The sequence below is a fragment of the Companilactobacillus kimchiensis genome, assembly GCF_001438805.1.
In the GTDB taxonomy this organism is placed as follows: domain Bacteria; phylum Bacillota; class Bacilli; order Lactobacillales; family Lactobacillaceae; genus Companilactobacillus; species Companilactobacillus kimchiensis.
Genome location: NZ_JQCF01000009.1, coordinates 16,857 through 33,027 on the forward strand (window position 1 = coordinate 16,857; position 16,171 = coordinate 33,027).

Below are 16,171 nucleotides of genomic sequence, written 5' to 3' on the forward strand. Positions count from 1 at the left end.
TTTCATAAAAAGACTAATATTTTTAGATGTAGCAAGCTAACAATTAAAAGCAGGAGTGATAAAAATGTCTAATATCAGAGATGTTGCCAAACTTTCCGGTCATTCGGTTTCAACCGTGTCTCGAGTAATCAATAATCGTAGTTATGTTGCTGAAGATACTAAAACCGATATTTTAAATGCTATGAGGGAATTGGACTACCATCCCAATGATGTTGCACGGGCTCTTAGTACAGGGCAAACCTTTACGGTAGGAGTTGTTTTGCCATATATAAATGTTCCTTACTTTCAAAAATTGATTTCAGCAATTACCAAAGTGGCATTTAAAGAAAACTATCAAGTAATGCTTTTGCCATCAGATTATGATGTTAAAAGTGAAATTAAATATTTAGAAATGCTTAAGCACCATGCCTTTGATGGATTGATTTTTACGTCACGGGCCATATCATTTGATAAAATCCTTGAATATAAACAATACGGTACGATTACTTGTTGTGAAGATACCCTTGATTATCCGATTTCTTGCGCTTATACCAATCGAGAAGAATCATTTATAAATATATTTGAAATTTTAAAAAAATTGAATTTTAAGCATATCGGCGTTACAACTAGTCGGAGTGATCAGACTAGTCAATCAACTAAATTAGCTAAAAGTTCATATCAGAAAGTTTTTGGAACTGAGATTGATACAGAACATTTGTATATGGGAGCACCAGCTTTTAGTGATGGAATAAAAGCAGCCAAATATCTTGTAGAGTCTGATCCAAAACTAGAAGTGATTTTTACTAACAGTGATCAAGTGGCTGCGGGAGTGATTCGACAATTGATGATTATGAATTTAGATATTCAGGTAATTGGACAAGAAAATCTAGATTATAGTCGCTTGATGGATTTTTCAACAATTGATCACAAACTGACTGAAATTGGAGAATATGCTTTTTGGTCTACATTTGAGAAAAAGATTGTAAAAAAATTAGTTCCTTCAGAATTAATCTTACGAGGAGAACTCAAAAAATTAAATTAAACAATAAAAAAAGCATCCTTGGGGAAGGATGCTTTTTTATAGGGGTGTGTTTAGGGGGGATGAGAAGAGAGTATTGGCTCTGATCTACGTTTTATAGATTACAGGCTTATCAGGATGTTATTATTTTTTAATTATAAAAATTAAGCTAAGATAGCCCGTTTTGATAAGTCATTTTATATTTTATAAATTCTTTGTCCTTTTGTAGCAAAAAAAAGATGCTACATCCCAGCAGAATAAAAAAATCACTCTGCATTTCTTAGTATAGCTTATTTTCTAACGAACTACTACCGGCAGGTGCTTAAAAAGCATAAAAAAACACCTCGGGGAAAGGTGTTTTTATTTAGGGGATTAAATATATATATGTTATAGGGGGGTGAGAAAAGGGATTACTTGTATCTCTCATCTACAAGTTATATATTACTGGAACTTTATGAAGGATATATTCACAAAATGTGAAGATTTTGTGAAAAAAAACAAAATAATTCCAATTCTTACTCAAGTTCGGTTAAAGCATAAATTAACGAAAGTATTATTATACTGCCGTCTTCCGCTCGGCAATATCAGGTCTGGAACGCCATGGGCATCGTTTGAAACCAACTCAAGTTCGGAGTTGTTTCCAAATCGAGCCTTATTCTAAGTTGGCAAAATACGCCAGCTAAGAATAATCTCATGGCTGAGACCTGATATTGCTGTCGCTGCAGACTAGATGATATTTATTTATTCAATTCCATATCAAAACAGCAGAGCAGGACAACAATTTTATATTAACTCAATTGTAATTATAAACTCAGGTCAATATAATTTTTGGAGGACTTAAAAATATTGTTTGAATTAAAATATTCAGGAAATACTTTAGTCTGGAATAAAAATTGGAAATAGGTTCAGCCGCGATATTATTCTTAGTCAGCGATTTGTGCTGGATTAGAATAAGACCGAGCTTGGAGACTCTTGGTACAAGAGTCTTCAAGTCGTGTCCGCAGCGTTCCAACCTATTTCCAATTTTTATGGAAGACGGAAATACAAGTATACTTCCGCTTTAACCGAACTTGAGTGAGAACCAAACTGATTAATGAGATATTTTTATAACAAATAAAAAGCTAACCCTTAAATCGGATTAGCTTTATTAACTAAAATTGAACTTCTTTATTTTAAATATTGAGATTAATCAATATCAACATGATGTCCTGAATCAAGCTTGTTTTCCAATTTTGGAAGGTCAACTTTCAAGACACCCTTATCATAAGTTGCTTTGATAGCTTTAGTATCAACGGATGGTAAGCGATATTGTCTCATAAAACGACCACTTGAGCGTTCGCTCATAATCATATCGCCTTTATTATCATTGTGATCGTTAAAACTATCACGGTGACCACTGACTGTCAAAACATCATTTTCATAATTAATGTCGATATCCCTTTTGTCAAAAGCGGGCATATCAACGTGAACCTCGTATTTTTTATCTGATTCTTTAATATCAGTTTTGAGAGTTGAATCATCTGGGAAATTGTTGTCAAATATGGATGGAATATTGTTCATCCAAGAATCATTGTTGAACCAATTTTTCATTAAGTTATTACGATCCATAATTTCATTTGCCATACTAATGTTACTTCCTTTCCCTTCATTACAAATACAGTATAGGTCGTCTCTGGAGGTAAATTCAAGAAATTAGCACTCTAATCTGTCGAGTGCTAATATTTGCAAAAAATAAACAAAAAATAACCATAATTCATGTGCTACAATTATATTGATAAAAAGAGGATTGGTTAGAATGACAGAACTAATTTTAAAACGTATCTATGATAAACAATTGCCCGAAGGTTACCGGGTGTTAGTAGACCGGCTTTGGCCACGTGGAATTTCAAAAATTAGGGCCGCATTAGACTTATGGGCAAAACAAATTGCCCCATCAACTGAACTAAGAAAATGGTTCGGACATGATCCTGAAAAATATACGGAATTTAAAACAAAATATTTAATCGAAATTGATAATAATCCATATACTAAAGAATTTTTAGCTGCGATAAAAACAGCTTTAAAGACTGAAAATGTTCTTATATTATATAGTGCCAAAGATGAAGAACATAATGACGCGGTAGTCCTAATGGAATATCTAAATACAAAAGTTTAAATATTGTAGATTGGTTGGCTAATAATTATGGAAGAATTTGATTTACAGTCTTTATTATCTAGCAGCGAAAAAATGTTGATTCACTTGTTACAATCCTATGCACAAACAAATGACATTGCCATTTTTGTTTTAGGTAATGATGATCATTTGCAGGCAGGTATATTTGGTGAACTGTCAAAGGGTACGCGATTGGCCCAGATGAACCAAATGACTGATTTGTCCAAATTAAGTGTCAATAAGTATAAATATAATCTGGAATATGCTGATGCTCCCTTGCGCATTGCTTCAATAAATCAACGGGTGGGAAAAATCTGTGTAGCGAAAGATATTGAACATAGTTCGGGCCTAGATCATCTGCAAGTTATGCAGCAATTGCAAAAACAGGCAGCTTATTTAAAATATTTGGTGGAAAATGTTTCTAAATTAATTATTAAAGATCGAGGAATCGATAATTTTGTAATTAGATATTCCTTAGATGTAAATGATGCTATCGACGAGTTAAAGGATAGTGAAGGCGAAGCTTTACAACAGATCAAAGTGATGTCGACTTCCAATAGTTCCATCATCTCGGCCATTGAGTATATCGATAGTAATTTGGATAAACGTTTAACTCTGGATCAAGTATCTAGCAAAGTTTATCTATCTGACTATTATTTCAGTAAATTATTTAAACGTGAAACTGGTTTGAGTTTTTCAGTTTATTTGAATGCTCGTAAGATTCAAAAGGCGATGATTCTTTTAAAAGAATCGGATAAAAGTATTAATGATATATCAGCTAATTTGGGATTCACAAGGCTCAGTTACTTTAGCCAAACATTTAAAAAGTATACTGGTTATGCACCAACTAAATATCGTACGGAAGGTAATAAATAAACAATTTGAGATAAGTTCTAAGTGAAGATCAAACTTTTTACTTAGAACTTTTTTGCTGTAAATTTTAATGCTAAAACAGGTATAGTTCAAAATTATTTATCCATTTGTAAAGGTAAATTGAACATTTGTATATTAATACTATACAAAATATCTTTTTTCATGAAAAAAATTGTAGTAAAATAAAGACTTAATATATTTGTTTTTTATGAGATTTTAAGGAGAGATTTTTATGAAAAATGTCTTTAAAAAGGAATCTGTTGGTACTTATTTAAAGGCTGACTCAAAATTGGTAAAGAGTTTGGGAGCGAGAGATCTCTTAGCTTTAGGAATTGGGGCAGTAATTGGTACAGGTATTTTTATCTTACCAGGTCATGAAGCAGCATTACATGCTGGCCCTGCAGTAGCAATTGCATTTCTGATTGCGGCTTTAGTGTCTGGGGTCGTTGGAATGGCTTATGCCGAATTTTCTTCAGCGATGCCCGTTGCTGGTTCAGCGTATTCATTCGGGGCAGTTATCTATGGTGAAATTGTTGGTTGGGTTCTTGGCTGGGCATTAATATTGGAGTATTTTTTAACCGTTTCGGCTGAGGCAGTTGGATTCGCGTCGTATTTTAATAATAATATTCTTGGAGCTTTTGGAATCACGTTACCCAAATTTTTATCCGCGGGACCATTGGAAGGTGGGGGAATTAATATTTCAGCAACTTTGATTGTGCTGTTGATTGCGGTAATAATTTCTCATGGTGCTAGTCTTTCCAAAAAGGTTGAAAATGTCGCCGTTCTGATAAAAGTAGCTATTATTGTGCTATTTATTATAGTTGGTATTTTTTATATAAAGACAAGCAATTATGTACCATTTTATCCTAAAGAATTTCATACCTCACCATTTGGTCTAGGTGGAATCTCTACCGCAGCAGCCACAGTCTTCTTTGCTTTCGTTGGTTTTGATGCTTTAGCAGCCAATTCTGCGGAAACAATTAATCCTAAAAAGGATATGGTTAAAGGTATTTTAGGAACTGTGATCGTTGCAGTTATTCTATATGTTGGCTTTTCACTCGTTTTAACTGGGATCGTTAACTACAAAAAATTAAATGTTGATGATCCTGCCGCCTATGCTTTGAAAGCAATTCATTTAAATACTTGGAATAAATTGATCACAGTTGGAGCCTTAGTGGGAATTTTTACGTCATTATTAACGATGTTCTTTGGTGGTTCACGATTAGTTTATGCTTTGGGCCGTGATGGATTATTGCCAGAAAAAATGGGTGAAGTTGATGAAAAATTCTTTGTACCCAAGAATGCCATTCTTGTTGCGACTGTTGTGCAAGCATTTTTTGCCGGTATGGTACCTCTGACAGAATTAACTTCGTTGATTAATGCCGGAACACTTTTGGCCTTTATTTTCATCTCATTTGGAATTATTCCACTACGTCATCGGAAGGATATTCCTAACACTGGTTTCAAAATGCCTTGGTATCCTTTCTTACCAGTCTTTGCTGGACTAGCAAGTATGTATTTTTTGTTCATGTTGCCAGCCATTTCAAAATGGAGTGTAGGTATCTGGATTGCTATTGGGGTAGTTGTATACTTAACTTATGGATTGAAACATTCTAAATTACAAAATAATACTCGAAACAAAAAGAAGTAACCGTCAGGTTACTTCTTTTTTGATTTGGGAGCCTTATTGTTATGAATTTGATGAATAATCAATGTAACAACAATTGAACCAAGTAGAACCCCAACGAAGACTAAATTAGGAATCTCAATGTCAATTGCGGGAATTGATAGGAAGAGCTTGATAGAAATGAAGAGAATCAAGAAGTAAGCCATTCCGTTAAGCTCTGGGATTTTACTCATTAATCCCATAATCATCTCGGCGATTCCACGCATGGCCAAGATACCGATCATACCACCGATCAAGACGATAACGGGATTAGTGGAAACGGCTAGTGAAGCTAAAACTGAATCAATCGAGAAAACAATATCCATCAATTCAATTGAGATAACTACTTGCCAAAATCTAGAAATGTGAAGATGTCTTTCCAAAGCGGAAGCCTTAGGCTTTTCAGTCGGTACTTCAACCTTTTTACGACCACTGATGAAGAAGTGATCAAGGAAGAGATAGAACAGATAACCAGCGCCAAGTACCTTGATCCACCAGAAATCGATTAGATAGACTCCCAGTCCGATGACGATGAATCTAAAGATATAAGCTCCGAAAAGTCCGTAGAATAACGACTTTTCCTGTTCAGTTTTGTTAGGTAAGGATTGTGTCTGAGCAGCCAAAACAACGGCATTATCAACAGACAACATACATTCCATAACTACCAAAGATAGAATAACTAACCAATCTTCCCCCGATTCAATAACGGTTGCCCAATTATGAAGATCAAAGAATGGACCATACATATTTACAAGTGCATTCAATCAATATTCCTTGCTTTCTATTTGATTTATTAGGGTAAATCATAACAGATACTGCTATGTATTTACAATTAGGACATGAAAATAATTAATTACTAATGTCACTTTGAACCTACATATGAAAATTACGGCTAAAAGGACTCAAAGTAGTGTCATATTCGGCAATTGTTTGGGCAATTATCTTCATGCCATTTTCAATTTGTTTTTGATCAACCTGTGAAATACTGATACGAATAATTGAACTGCTTTTTTGATAAGGTAAAAACATATGATCAACGTCATCAACTAAGACATTTTTGGCGGCTAATTTTTGAGTTAAAATCGTTGCATTGATGTTACGAGGCAAGATTAGTGACGTATAAAATCCCGAACGAGGATCATTTAATTGAACATTATCAGGTAAGTATTTGTGACCATAAGAAACTAAATCAGCCATTTTTTGAGTGTAAATTTTTTTTATCTGTTTAAGATGAACTTTGAACATGCCATTGGCCATGAAGGTGGCGAGAACTTCTTGCGAAATAGTTGATGTATAAGAATCCAAATAGGATTTGTATTCTAAAAAAGTGTCGATAAAATTAGTAGGAACGATAACTGCTGCTAAACGTAAGCTAGGCAGGAAAACCTTGGAAAAACTCTTCAAATAAATTACTCTACCCGAAGGAACAGCCGAAAATAAGGGATCACGTTTTTTGTCAGGATCTAAGTCACCTAAGAAATCATCCTCAACAATATAAACATCATATTTATTAGCCAGAGCAACGATTTTTTGTTGCTCTTTTTTAGTATAAGAATGACCTAACGGGTTTTGAAAACGGGGCATGACATAGAAAAACTTAATAGAATTGTTTTTGAAGAGATATTCCAATCGTTGAAAATCAATCGAATTTTGACTGATATCAATACCTAAAATAGTACGATTAGTCAGTTTGGCAGCCTGAAGAATACCTGAATAAGTTGGCTGTTCAACCAGGATGTTTTCACGACCATTGGGAAAAGGCATGTTCATCAAGATATTGATAGCCTGTTGCGCACCGGAAGTAATCATGATTCGCTCTAAACTGGTAAAAACTTGGTTATCTTGAAAGTAATTTAGAATTTGTTTTCGCAGTGAAGTCATTCCTTGCGGTTGTCCATAGGAAAGAATTTCCTTTTGATGATTTGCCAGAATTTGATTGGAGCAATGGGTCAAATTATCAAAACTAAAGAAAGACAAATCAGGCCCCGCGGTAAGAAAATCAATCTTGTTAGATTTGATTTTCTGAGGTTGAGAATCTTCAGTGACAAAGTAACCCTTCTGAGGAATTGAGTAGACAATATGGTTCTTTTCTAATTCATTCATGGCTTTAATAACGGTATTTTTACTGTACGAAAATTTAGTAGCCAAATTACGGACAGATGGTAGTTTATCACCGGCATTAAGGGAATTAGTGACAATCTCTTTGAGCAAGTAATCCTGTAAATTTTGGTATTTCATGACGTACTCCTTCATAAAGTGTACTGGTACAGTTAACAAATTATCACATTTACAACTAGTTCTAGTATACATAATATTGAAATTGGTTAGTTGAAGTATACCGCTCGTAATATCATCTGGTTGAGAATTATCAACTAAAGATATTAAATCAAAATTTAAAGGGAGTTTTCTTATGAAAGTAACTGGAACAGAAATTGTTAAACGTGGTATGGCGCAAATGCAAAAGGGTGGCGTAATTATGGACGTCGCTAATGTTGAACAAGCCAAGGTTGCTGAAGCAGCTGGTGCTGTAGCTGTTATGGCTTTGGAAAAAGTCCCCTCAGATATTCGAGCTGAAGGTGGCGTGGCTAGAATGTCTGATCCCGCTATGATTGAAGCTATTATGGGAGCTGTCTCAATTCCGGTTATGGCCAAATGTCGTATCGGTCATTTTGCTGAAGCTCGGATACTAGAAAGTTTAGGCGTTGATTACATTGATGAGAGTGAAGTTTTGACACCAGCTGATGACAATTATCATATTGATAAGAGCCAATACAAAGTACCTTTTGTCTGTGGTTGCCGTGATTTGGGTGAAGCCTTACGTCGTATTGGTGAAGGTGCTTCAATGTTGAGAACTAAAGGTGAACCGGGAACTGGTGATATTATCGAAGCCGTTCGTCATATGCAAAAGGTCAATCAACAAATTCGTCAAATTTCTGTTGAGAAACCTGAGAATTTAATGGCAATTGCCCGTGATTTGCGCGCTCCTTATGAATTAGTTCAAGAAGTTCATGCCAATGGTAAATTACCAGTTGTTAACTTTGCTGCCGGTGGTGTTTCCACTCCAGCTGATGCAGCCTTGATGATGAACTTGGGTGCCGATGGTATCTTTGTTGGTTCTGGTATTTTTAAGTCAGAACATCCTGAAAAATTTGCCAAAGCAATCGTTACGGCAACGGCACATCCAACTGACTATCATTTGATTGCTGAAGTTTCTAAAAATCTTGGTAGTCCTATGAAAGGAATCGATGTTGCTACTTTAGCTGATGCTGACAAGATGGCACCTCGTGGGATGGAATAGGGGTAAAGACAATGACAATTGGAATCTTAGCTTTACAAGGTGCTGTGGCTGAACATCAGAATATGTTAGAACAATGCCAAGTTGAAAGTAAGCTAGTTCGCACTAGACAGGACTTGGAAGGCTTAGCAGGTTTGATAATTCCTGGTGGTGAAAGTACAGCTATCAAGAAATTATTGGTTCGTGAAGAAATGTTATTACCATTAAAAGAAATGGTTAAAGCTGGTTTTCCGGTTTTTGGAACTTGTGCAGGACTGGTTTTATTGTCACAAACTGACAGTTTGGCTGGTTTTGATGGTCAAGTAGTCCGGAATGGTTTTGGTCGTCAACAAGATAGTTTTGAAGAATCATTGTCTGTAGTTGGCTTAGATGAACCATTCTTAGGCATCTTTATTCGGGCACCATATTTGGAATCAGTGGGATCAGAGGTCAAAATTTTGGCTAAAACTGATGATGGAAGAATCGTTGCTGCAAGTCAAAAGAATGTATTAGTGACGGCTTTTCATCCAGAATTAACGGCCGATCCGAGAATTCATGAACTATTCATTAACGAAATTGTAAATAAAAAGTAAAAAATTCTAATAATTAGCGGATCCTTATTCAACCTTGGTTAGAGCGGGAGTCAACGAAGTTGTCCTTATACTGCCGTCTTCCACAAAAATTGAATTTGGCTGGAACGTAGTGGGCACGACTTGGAGCCAACGAAAACTATGTTGTCTTCAAGCTCGGCCTTGTTCTAAGTGGGTTCCCCACTAAGAACAACTTCACTACTGAGCCAATTTCAATTTTTGTTCCAGACTAGATAGTTGTTTCTATTTTTAGTTACTTAAATTAATTTAATGGTTTCTAGTTTTATTGATATATCAACGACAAAATAGTCCATATTATCTGACATTATAATCAGTTAATGTGGACTATTTGTATTTAAAATATTATGTTAAATCAATCAATGAGAAATTATTCTTACTCTAACTGGATTTCAAGAAGGAACCATTAATTTGTCAGAATTTTTTACTAGGCTGTCGGTACGAATGTTGTATAGATCAACCAAATATTTAGAATAGTTAGCACAATAGCTACGAAGTAACCGATGTAAGTAACTATTTTGTTATTAGCAAATTCTCCCATTAGTTCTTTGCTACTAGTGAACTTAATCAATGGGAAGATCGAGAATGGTAAAGCGACACTCAAGAATACTTGTGAAAGTGTCAAGAGTGATTCAATCTTGGCTTCATTACCGTGATAAACGATAGCAAAGGTGATAACAGGAAGAATTGAGAGTAAACGAGTAATTACACGTCTAACCCAAAGTTTCATCTTCATGTGGACGAAACCTTCCATAACGATCTGACCAGATAAAGTACCAGTAATAGTTGAGTTTTGACCTGATGCCAATAGGGCAACAGCGAACAAAATACTCAAGACTGGACTGGCAACAGCCCCAGCCACTTTAGGATCTTGTAAAGCATTGAATAGATCAACGAACCGACCTAAATCACTCTTAGTACCGAAGAATAAAGCAGCACCAAGTAGCAATAGTAAAGTATTAACAATGAATGCTAAAGTTAATTGAATATTTGAGTCCCAAGTTGAGAAACGAACCGCTTGGTGAACACTCTTGGAATCACTACGGTCGTATTTACGTGCTTGAGAAATTGATGAATGTAAGTACAAGTTATGTGGCATAACAGTTGCACCCACGATACCTAGTGATAGATAAAGCATGCTTTGATTTTGGAGAATCTTAGGATCGGGTACAAATCCGACCATCATTTGACCAACATCAGGTTTAGCTAGAACAACTTCATATAGGAAGACTAATAAGATGACCATGATCAGTGTTGCCACAATAGCTTCGATCTTACGGAAGCCTAGTTTCATCAAGACCAATAATAGTAGAACATCAAAGGCTGTGATGATAACACCCCAAAGGACTGGGATGCCAAATAGTAATTTTAACGCAATCGCGGAACCAATAATTTCGGCAATATCGGTCGCCATAATGGCTAATTCAGTAATTATCCAGAGGATAAAACCGCCGACTTTCGAAGTTCTATCTCTGGTTAGCTGTGCTAAATCTCGTCCAGTCACAATCCCTAGTTTAGCTGCCATGTATTGTAAAAGCATCGCAATCAAACTAGAAATCAAGATAACAGATAGTAATTTGTATTTAAATTGTGCCCCACCGGCAATTGATGTTACCCAATTACCTGGATCCATGTAACCTACGGCTACCAATGCTCCCGGACCACTGTATGCTAATAGGGTTTTAAAGAAACCGGCATCAGTTGGAACCTCAACGGTATCATTAATTTCTTCCAAGGAAGGACCGTTAGCATATTGAATCAAACTCTCGTGTTTTTTGTTTTTATCACTCAAGTTGTTCGCCCCCTTTTTTATCTCAACATATAATATCATGTTAGAGACCGGCTTTAAAGAACAATAAACATAATAATTAGGTTATCTTAACAAAAATGTTTCAATAACTGTGGCAGAGGGCTTTAGAAGCGTCTTTTGATGAATAAAATTATCTTAAACTATCAATATTTATAAGCAAAATTATGCAAATACTTAATTTTTATCATTGACCAGTTCATCTTCATGATTTTGACACATGATTACGATACAATATAAGTAGTAAAATAGTTTGAATAACGAATAGACTTGATTATAATTACTAGAAAAGGGATTGAGTTAAATGAGTGTAATACTACTAATAGTTGATATCATCTTTTTTCTTGGTGCTGCCTTTAATGTTTATTGGCAATCACAAATTGAAATAAGATCGATTTATAAAGTTTCATCATTAATTTTTGCAGGTTTCATTGGTGCTTGGTTGTTGGTTTCACCAACGGGTGAGTTGTCATATATCATCATGGTTGCTTTGTTTATGTTGCTCAACATTATGAATGGTGTTGGTGGCGTGGGTAATAAAAAAATCGTCCTCAACGGATTCTACTCTGGCGTTTTGGATTATGCCCAGGTGGTTCATGTGACCCTGATCCCCATTGAGATTCAAGGCCGCAAACCAAAAGTGGCGGTAATTTTTAATACGAAACGACCACAACAAGTTGAAATGAATTTTAATATTTCATATAAAGAAATGGAAAAGTACCTTCAAAAGAAATTATCTAATGAAGCTTCAGTTGAAGTTGGACAAATATAGAAAGTTATTTGTTACTGTTTCAATTTCTAAGCTTGCACTAAATTAACTATATAAATATGGATATACAAAAAATTCTTCATACTGACTTTTAATAGTCGGTATGGAGAATTTTTTTGATTGCTGACACAATCTCAGTATTATAACGTTATATCAGCTGTCAATTTACTTGTTTTATAAGGAAAATGTGTTTCTGAAATTTCGAATGGTTGTCCATCATCTAAATAACTCAATTGATTGATAGCTAAGATTGGTTCACCTATTTTAGAAGCAATTTTGGTTTCAACGTCAATTTTATCAGCGGTCATTGCACGAACGATTCGATGTGATCCCGCAATATTTAGCCCTTTACCTTGTAGATACCCATAAATTGAACCCGCAACAATCTCCTCGGTTAAAGTTGTTACGGAGGTGGGCATAATTGTATGTTCGTATGCAAATATTTCCCCATTAACATAACGGACACGTTTAATAATATAAACTGGTTCAGTTGGTTGGATAATCAACTTATCAGCTTCTTCTTTTGTGGGAATTCTAGCGGACAGCTCGATTATTTTACTGGTGACTTTTTTTCCTTGGTTGGTATACGTTGCCCCAAGTGGTTTATCAATAGGCGAGATCTTACCATAATTAGCGTCATGTTCATTATAAGCATAGTCTTTGCGGACGTATGTTCCTGAACCACGTTTAGAATAGACCATTCCTTCAACCATTAATAATTGAAGAGCTTTATGGACTGTAATACGAGTGGTACTGAAGTCTTTGGCAATTTGATTTTGATCGGGAATAAGGTCTCCAGGGGCGTATTTTCCTGTTCTGATCTGTTCTCTTAATTCGTCAGCTACTGCCCGGTATTTATAGGCCATAATTTGATAATCCCCCTCGTTATTCTATAAGATATTTTATCATATATTTAATTAAAACGTTTATTCCTCCATACAAAAGTATATACATTTTTAATATTAAACATTTACATTGAATAAAAAAGATGTATACTGAAAGCGTATTCAAAATCATCGAATGAAAGAGAGGAAGGTGTATATGACAAAGCAATTACCAAAGAATTTTGCTTGGGGTAACTCAACTTCTAGCATGCAAACAGAGGGTGCTTGGAATATTGGGGGTAAAGGCAAATCGGTTTATGATGATCGGCTTGCAACTGATGATTCATCGAATTGGCATGATGCTATAGATGAATATCATCGTTACAATGAGGATTTTGATTTAATGGCTGAACAGGGAATGAACTTCTATCGTTTTCAAATTTCCTGGAGTCGTGTGAATCCAACCGGTGATGGTGAATTTAATGAAGAAGGAATTAAATTTTATAGCGATTTGATTGATGCTTTATTGAAGAGAAATATCACTCCAATGATTTGCCTATATCATTTTGATATGCCATTACATTTAGCCGAAAAGTATAACGGATTCTTATCACGTCATGTTGTTGATGCATTTGTCCGTTATGGTGAAGAAATGGTTAAACGTTTTGGAGACCGTGTTAAATATTGGATTACTTTTAATGAACAGAATCTTTATCACATGAGTGAATCATTTAGGATTGCCGGTTATTTAAAGGGTGATCGAACAGACGATGAACTATATCAAATCAGTCATCATGTAATGTTGGCTCATGCTGGTATTGCTAACTATATTCACGAACAATCTGATTGTAAAATTGGTGGTATGTTGGCTTACAGTGAGGTTTATCCGGCTTCACCAAATCCAAAGGATATTCTTTATGCCAGACAGATCAATGAGTTTTTGAATAACGACTTATTGGATGTATTTGTTTATGGGCAATATTCAAATGAAGTGATGACTTATGTTAAGAATCACAACATTAATATGGACTACCAACCAGAAGACGATGATGTGCTTATCAAAGTTGCATCTGATTTTATTGCATTTAGCTATTATAGAAGTGACACAATTAGTGCCGAACTTGTACCAGAGGGAACAATACCTAATTATTACTTAGATAAAGGTGTCAAAAAGAACCCGTATCTAAAGGCTTCCGAGTTTGGTTGGCAAGTGGATCCGTTAGGATTCAGAGATATATTGACAAAAGTTTATAACGAATATGATGTACCTATGTTTCCAATCGAAAATGGGATTGGTTTACGTGAGGAATTCGAGGGTAGTGAAATTCAAGACGATGAACGAATTGAATACCATCGAGAACATATTCAAGCTATGAAGGATGCCATTTTTGAAGATGGCGTTGAAGTTATTGGTTACCTAGGATGGGGATTGATTGATATTCCAAGTTCTAGTGGAAATATGGATAAGCGCTATGGAACTGTATATGTTAATCGCACTAATCATGATCTCAAAGATATGAAACGAGTACCAAAGAAGAGCTACTGGTGGCTTCAACATGTTATTGAGACTAATGGTGCAGATTTATCCGATTTGAAATAAATAATTAATACACTTTGGGGGCGAGGTAGTATGTCTTTACAGAATTCTAAAGCTGCAAATAAATTCGCAGAGTTTGCCGCAAAACTAGGTGGTCAGATTCATTTACGTTCATTGCGTGATGCCTTTGCTACAATCATGCCATTATATATTTTGGCTGGTTTGGCAGTTTTGCTAAATAATACAGTATTCGCATGGATTTTTAAGGGTAAGACCTTATTACAAGTTCAATATTGGGGAACATTATTGACCAATGCGACTTTGAATATTTCAGGTATTTTAATTGCTGCTATGATTGGCTATTGTTTAGCCAAGAACCGTAGATTTAATAATCCAATTGCTGCGGCATTAGTTTCGATTGCAGCTTTAGTTACAATGATGCCAAATACTGTTTCATTGATTCCAGATGGAGCTAAAAAAGCAGTCAACGTTTCAGCAGTTTTGCCATTTACTAATTTAGGTACTGGGGCAATGTTTGCCGGTATTATTGTAGGTTTGATTGCTACTGAAATTTTTATTCGTGTATCTAACATTAAACGTCTACAAGTTCACTTGGGTGAAAATGTTCCACCTGCAGTTGGACAATCATTTGATGTTTTAATTCCTATTATTATTGTTTTGGCAGGGTTCGCTGTCGTTTCAACTCTACTTAACAACTTGGCAGGAATGAATTTAATCAACTTAATTACGACAGTTATTCAAGAACCATTACGTCACATTGGGACAAGTATTTGGGGAGTTATTATCCTTTATACATTGGGTAATCTCCTTTGGCTCTTTGGTATTCACCAATCAGTCATTTACAGTTCTATCCTAGAACCACTTTTGATTATTAATATTACAGAAAACATTGCCGCATATGCTGCTGGCAAGACAATTCCAAATATTATTAACGTTTCTCAAGTAACTTCATTTGGTTTATTAGGTGGTTCAGGATCAACGCTCTGTTTGTTGGTTGCTACATTCTTAGTTGGCCGCAATGCTGTAACTAAAAACGTTGCCAAACTTTCAATTGCACCTGGTATCTTTAACATTAATGAACCTGTAATTTTCGGTTATCCAATTGTTTATAACATCTCTTTGGCAATTCCTTTCGTTCTAGTTCCTGTAATGGGAATTGTAATCAGTTATGTAGCCACAGTTCTTGGTTGGATGAGCCCATGTGTCACTATGGTTCCATGGACTACACCAGTCGGAATCAGTGCCTTTCTTGCTACGGCAGGAGATTGGCGTGCCGTTGTTGTTCAATTATTGATCTTTGTTCTTGGAATCCTTGTTTATATTCCATTCGTTATGATCAATGATAAGGTACTTGGAAAAGAAGCATCACAAACTATGGAAACTCCAGAATCTGCAGAAGCTTAATTAAAAAATGCTTATAACTCGGGTATAGTCGGTATTACTTCGGAAATACTCTTGAACGAGATTATCAAGATGGAGTACATATCACTGAATTTGGATATGCAAAAGTAGTTAATTGTTTGAAACAACAAAAATAGTTTTTACATTATGAAGCATTATCTGTAATCCGATGAGGGTCTGGGTAATGCTTTTATAATGTATTGAAAGTTATATCAAAAACTGAAGAGTTGTATCTAACCCAT

14 protein-coding genes are annotated in these 16,171 nt (G+C 35.3%); 9 read left to right on the forward strand and 5 right to left on the reverse strand.

The window, feature by feature from the left end; all coding sequences use genetic code 11:
* Positions 1 to 64 precede the first annotated feature (64 nt).
* Complete coding sequence (locus IV57_RS06105) at positions 65 to 1,021, forward strand: LacI family DNA-binding transcriptional regulator (RefSeq protein WP_057880622.1); 957 nt, start codon at positions 65 to 67, stop codon at positions 1,019 to 1,021.
* A gap of 1,161 nt (positions 1,022 to 2,182) precedes the next feature.
* On the opposite strand, the gene IV57_RS06110 is transcribed toward IV57_RS06105, so the two are convergent.
* Positions 2,183 to 2,620 carry an Hsp20/alpha crystallin family protein gene (locus tag IV57_RS06110; protein ID WP_057880623.1) on the reverse strand — a complete coding sequence of 146 codons (438 nt, stop codon included), beginning with the start codon at positions 2,618 to 2,620 and terminating at the stop codon, positions 2,183 to 2,185.
* 172 nt (positions 2,621 to 2,792) lie between these two features.
* On the opposite strand from IV57_RS06110, the gene IV57_RS06115 reads away from it, so the two are divergent.
* From IV57_RS06115 to IV57_RS06125, 3 genes are all read left to right on the forward strand, one after another.
* Complete coding sequence (locus tag IV57_RS06115; protein WP_057880624.1) at positions 2,793 to 3,152, forward strand: DUF488 domain-containing protein; 360 nt, start codon at positions 2,793 to 2,795, stop codon at positions 3,150 to 3,152.
* A gap of 27 nt (positions 3,153 to 3,179) precedes the next feature.
* Positions 3,180 to 4,025, forward strand: coding sequence for an AraC family transcriptional regulator (locus tag IV57_RS06120; RefSeq protein ID WP_236704326.1), 846 nt, complete (start codon positions 3,180 to 3,182; stop codon positions 4,023 to 4,025).
* A 229-nt stretch (positions 4,026 to 4,254) separates the two neighbouring features.
* The gene (locus tag IV57_RS06125) at positions 4,255 to 5,673 is read left to right on the forward strand and encodes an APC family permease (RefSeq protein ID WP_057880625.1); all 1,419 of its coding nucleotides are present in this window, start codon (positions 4,255 to 4,257) and stop codon (positions 5,671 to 5,673) included.
* An 8-nt stretch (positions 5,674 to 5,681) separates the two neighbouring features.
* Here the strand turns inward: IV57_RS06125 and IV57_RS06130 are convergent, their stop codons facing one another.
* Both IV57_RS06130 and IV57_RS06135 read right to left on the reverse strand, forming a co-directional pair.
* Positions 5,682 to 6,452 (reverse strand): TerC family protein, encoded by a 771-nt coding sequence (locus IV57_RS06130; protein ID WP_057880626.1) that lies wholly within the window; start codon positions 6,450 to 6,452, stop codon positions 5,682 to 5,684.
* 109 nt (positions 6,453 to 6,561) lie between these two features.
* Positions 6,562 to 7,926, reverse strand: coding sequence for an aminotransferase-like domain-containing protein (locus IV57_RS06135; RefSeq protein ID WP_057880627.1), 1,365 nt, complete (start codon positions 7,924 to 7,926; stop codon positions 6,562 to 6,564).
* Positions 7,927 to 8,098: 172 nt separating this feature from the next.
* Between IV57_RS06135 and pdxS the strand changes: the two genes are divergently transcribed.
* Positions 8,099 to 8,986, forward strand: a complete 888-nt coding sequence (pdxS, locus tag IV57_RS06140; protein WP_057880628.1) for a pyridoxal 5'-phosphate synthase lyase subunit PdxS — start codon at positions 8,099 to 8,101, stop codon at positions 8,984 to 8,986.
* 11 nt (positions 8,987 to 8,997) lie between these two features.
* Positions 8,998 to 9,555, forward strand: coding sequence for a pyridoxal 5'-phosphate synthase glutaminase subunit PdxT (pdxT, locus tag IV57_RS06145; RefSeq protein WP_057880629.1), 558 nt, complete (start codon positions 8,998 to 9,000; stop codon positions 9,553 to 9,555).
* A gap of 442 nt (positions 9,556 to 9,997) precedes the next feature.
* Here pdxT and IV57_RS06150 read toward each other — a convergent pair whose 3' ends face one another.
* The gene (locus IV57_RS06150; protein WP_057880630.1) at positions 9,998 to 11,362 is read right to left on the reverse strand and encodes an Nramp family divalent metal transporter; all 1,365 of its coding nucleotides are present in this window, start codon (positions 11,360 to 11,362) and stop codon (positions 9,998 to 10,000) included.
* Between the two features lie 319 nt (positions 11,363 to 11,681).
* Between IV57_RS06150 and IV57_RS06155 the strand changes: the two genes are divergently transcribed.
* On the forward strand, positions 11,682 to 12,149 hold the full coding sequence (locus tag IV57_RS06155; protein ID WP_057880631.1) for a hypothetical protein: 468 nt from the start codon (positions 11,682 to 11,684) through the stop codon (positions 12,147 to 12,149).
* 137 nt (positions 12,150 to 12,286) lie between these two features.
* Here IV57_RS06155 and IV57_RS06160 read toward each other — a convergent pair whose 3' ends face one another.
* Positions 12,287 to 13,012, reverse strand: coding sequence for a GntR family transcriptional regulator (locus tag IV57_RS06160; protein WP_057880632.1), 726 nt, complete (start codon positions 13,010 to 13,012; stop codon positions 12,287 to 12,289).
* A gap of 175 nt (positions 13,013 to 13,187) precedes the next feature.
* Here IV57_RS06160 and IV57_RS06165 point away from each other — a divergent pair, with 175 nt between their 5' ends.
* Positions 13,188 to 14,570: a glycoside hydrolase family 1 protein gene (locus IV57_RS06165; RefSeq protein ID WP_057880633.1), complete on the forward strand. Its 1,383-nt coding sequence runs from the start codon at positions 13,188 to 13,190 to the stop codon at positions 14,568 to 14,570.
* Positions 14,571 to 14,600: 30 nt separating this feature from the next.
* Positions 14,601 to 15,932 (forward strand): PTS sugar transporter subunit IIC, encoded by a 1,332-nt coding sequence (locus IV57_RS06170; protein ID WP_057880634.1) that lies wholly within the window; start codon positions 14,601 to 14,603, stop codon positions 15,930 to 15,932.
* The last annotated feature ends 239 nt before the right edge of the window (positions 15,933 to 16,171 follow it).

What these genes read in the sequence shown, in the direction of transcription:
- IV57_RS06105 (WP_057880622.1), top strand. Translation starts at nt 65, where the DNA reads ATGTCTAATATCAGAGATGTTGCCAAACTTTCCGGTCATTCGGTTTCA.
- IV57_RS06110 (WP_057880623.1), bottom strand. Translation starts at nt 2,620, where the DNA reads ATGGCAAATGAAATTATGGATCGTAATAACTTAATGAAAAATTGGTTC.
- IV57_RS06115 (WP_057880624.1), top strand. Translation starts at nt 2,793, where the DNA reads ATGACAGAACTAATTTTAAAACGTATCTATGATAAACAATTGCCCGAA.
- IV57_RS06120 (WP_236704326.1), top strand. Translation starts at nt 3,180, where the DNA reads ATGGAAGAATTTGATTTACAGTCTTTATTATCTAGCAGCGAAAAAATG.
- IV57_RS06125 (WP_057880625.1), top strand. Translation starts at nt 4,255, where the DNA reads ATGAAAAATGTCTTTAAAAAGGAATCTGTTGGTACTTATTTAAAGGCT.
- IV57_RS06135 (WP_057880627.1), bottom strand. Translation starts at nt 7,926, where the DNA reads ATGAAATACCAAAATTTACAGGATTACTTGCTCAAAGAGATTGTCACT.
- pdxS (WP_057880628.1), top strand. Translation starts at nt 8,099, where the DNA reads ATGAAAGTAACTGGAACAGAAATTGTTAAACGTGGTATGGCGCAAATG.
- pdxT (WP_057880629.1), top strand. Translation starts at nt 8,998, where the DNA reads ATGACAATTGGAATCTTAGCTTTACAAGGTGCTGTGGCTGAACATCAG.
- IV57_RS06155 (WP_057880631.1), top strand. Translation starts at nt 11,682, where the DNA reads ATGAGTGTAATACTACTAATAGTTGATATCATCTTTTTTCTTGGTGCT.
- IV57_RS06160 (WP_057880632.1), bottom strand. Translation starts at nt 13,012, where the DNA reads ATGGCCTATAAATACCGGGCAGTAGCTGACGAATTAAGAGAACAGATC.
- IV57_RS06165 (WP_057880633.1), top strand. Translation starts at nt 13,188, where the DNA reads ATGACAAAGCAATTACCAAAGAATTTTGCTTGGGGTAACTCAACTTCT.
- IV57_RS06170 (WP_057880634.1), top strand. Translation starts at nt 14,601, where the DNA reads ATGTCTTTACAGAATTCTAAAGCTGCAAATAAATTCGCAGAGTTTGCC.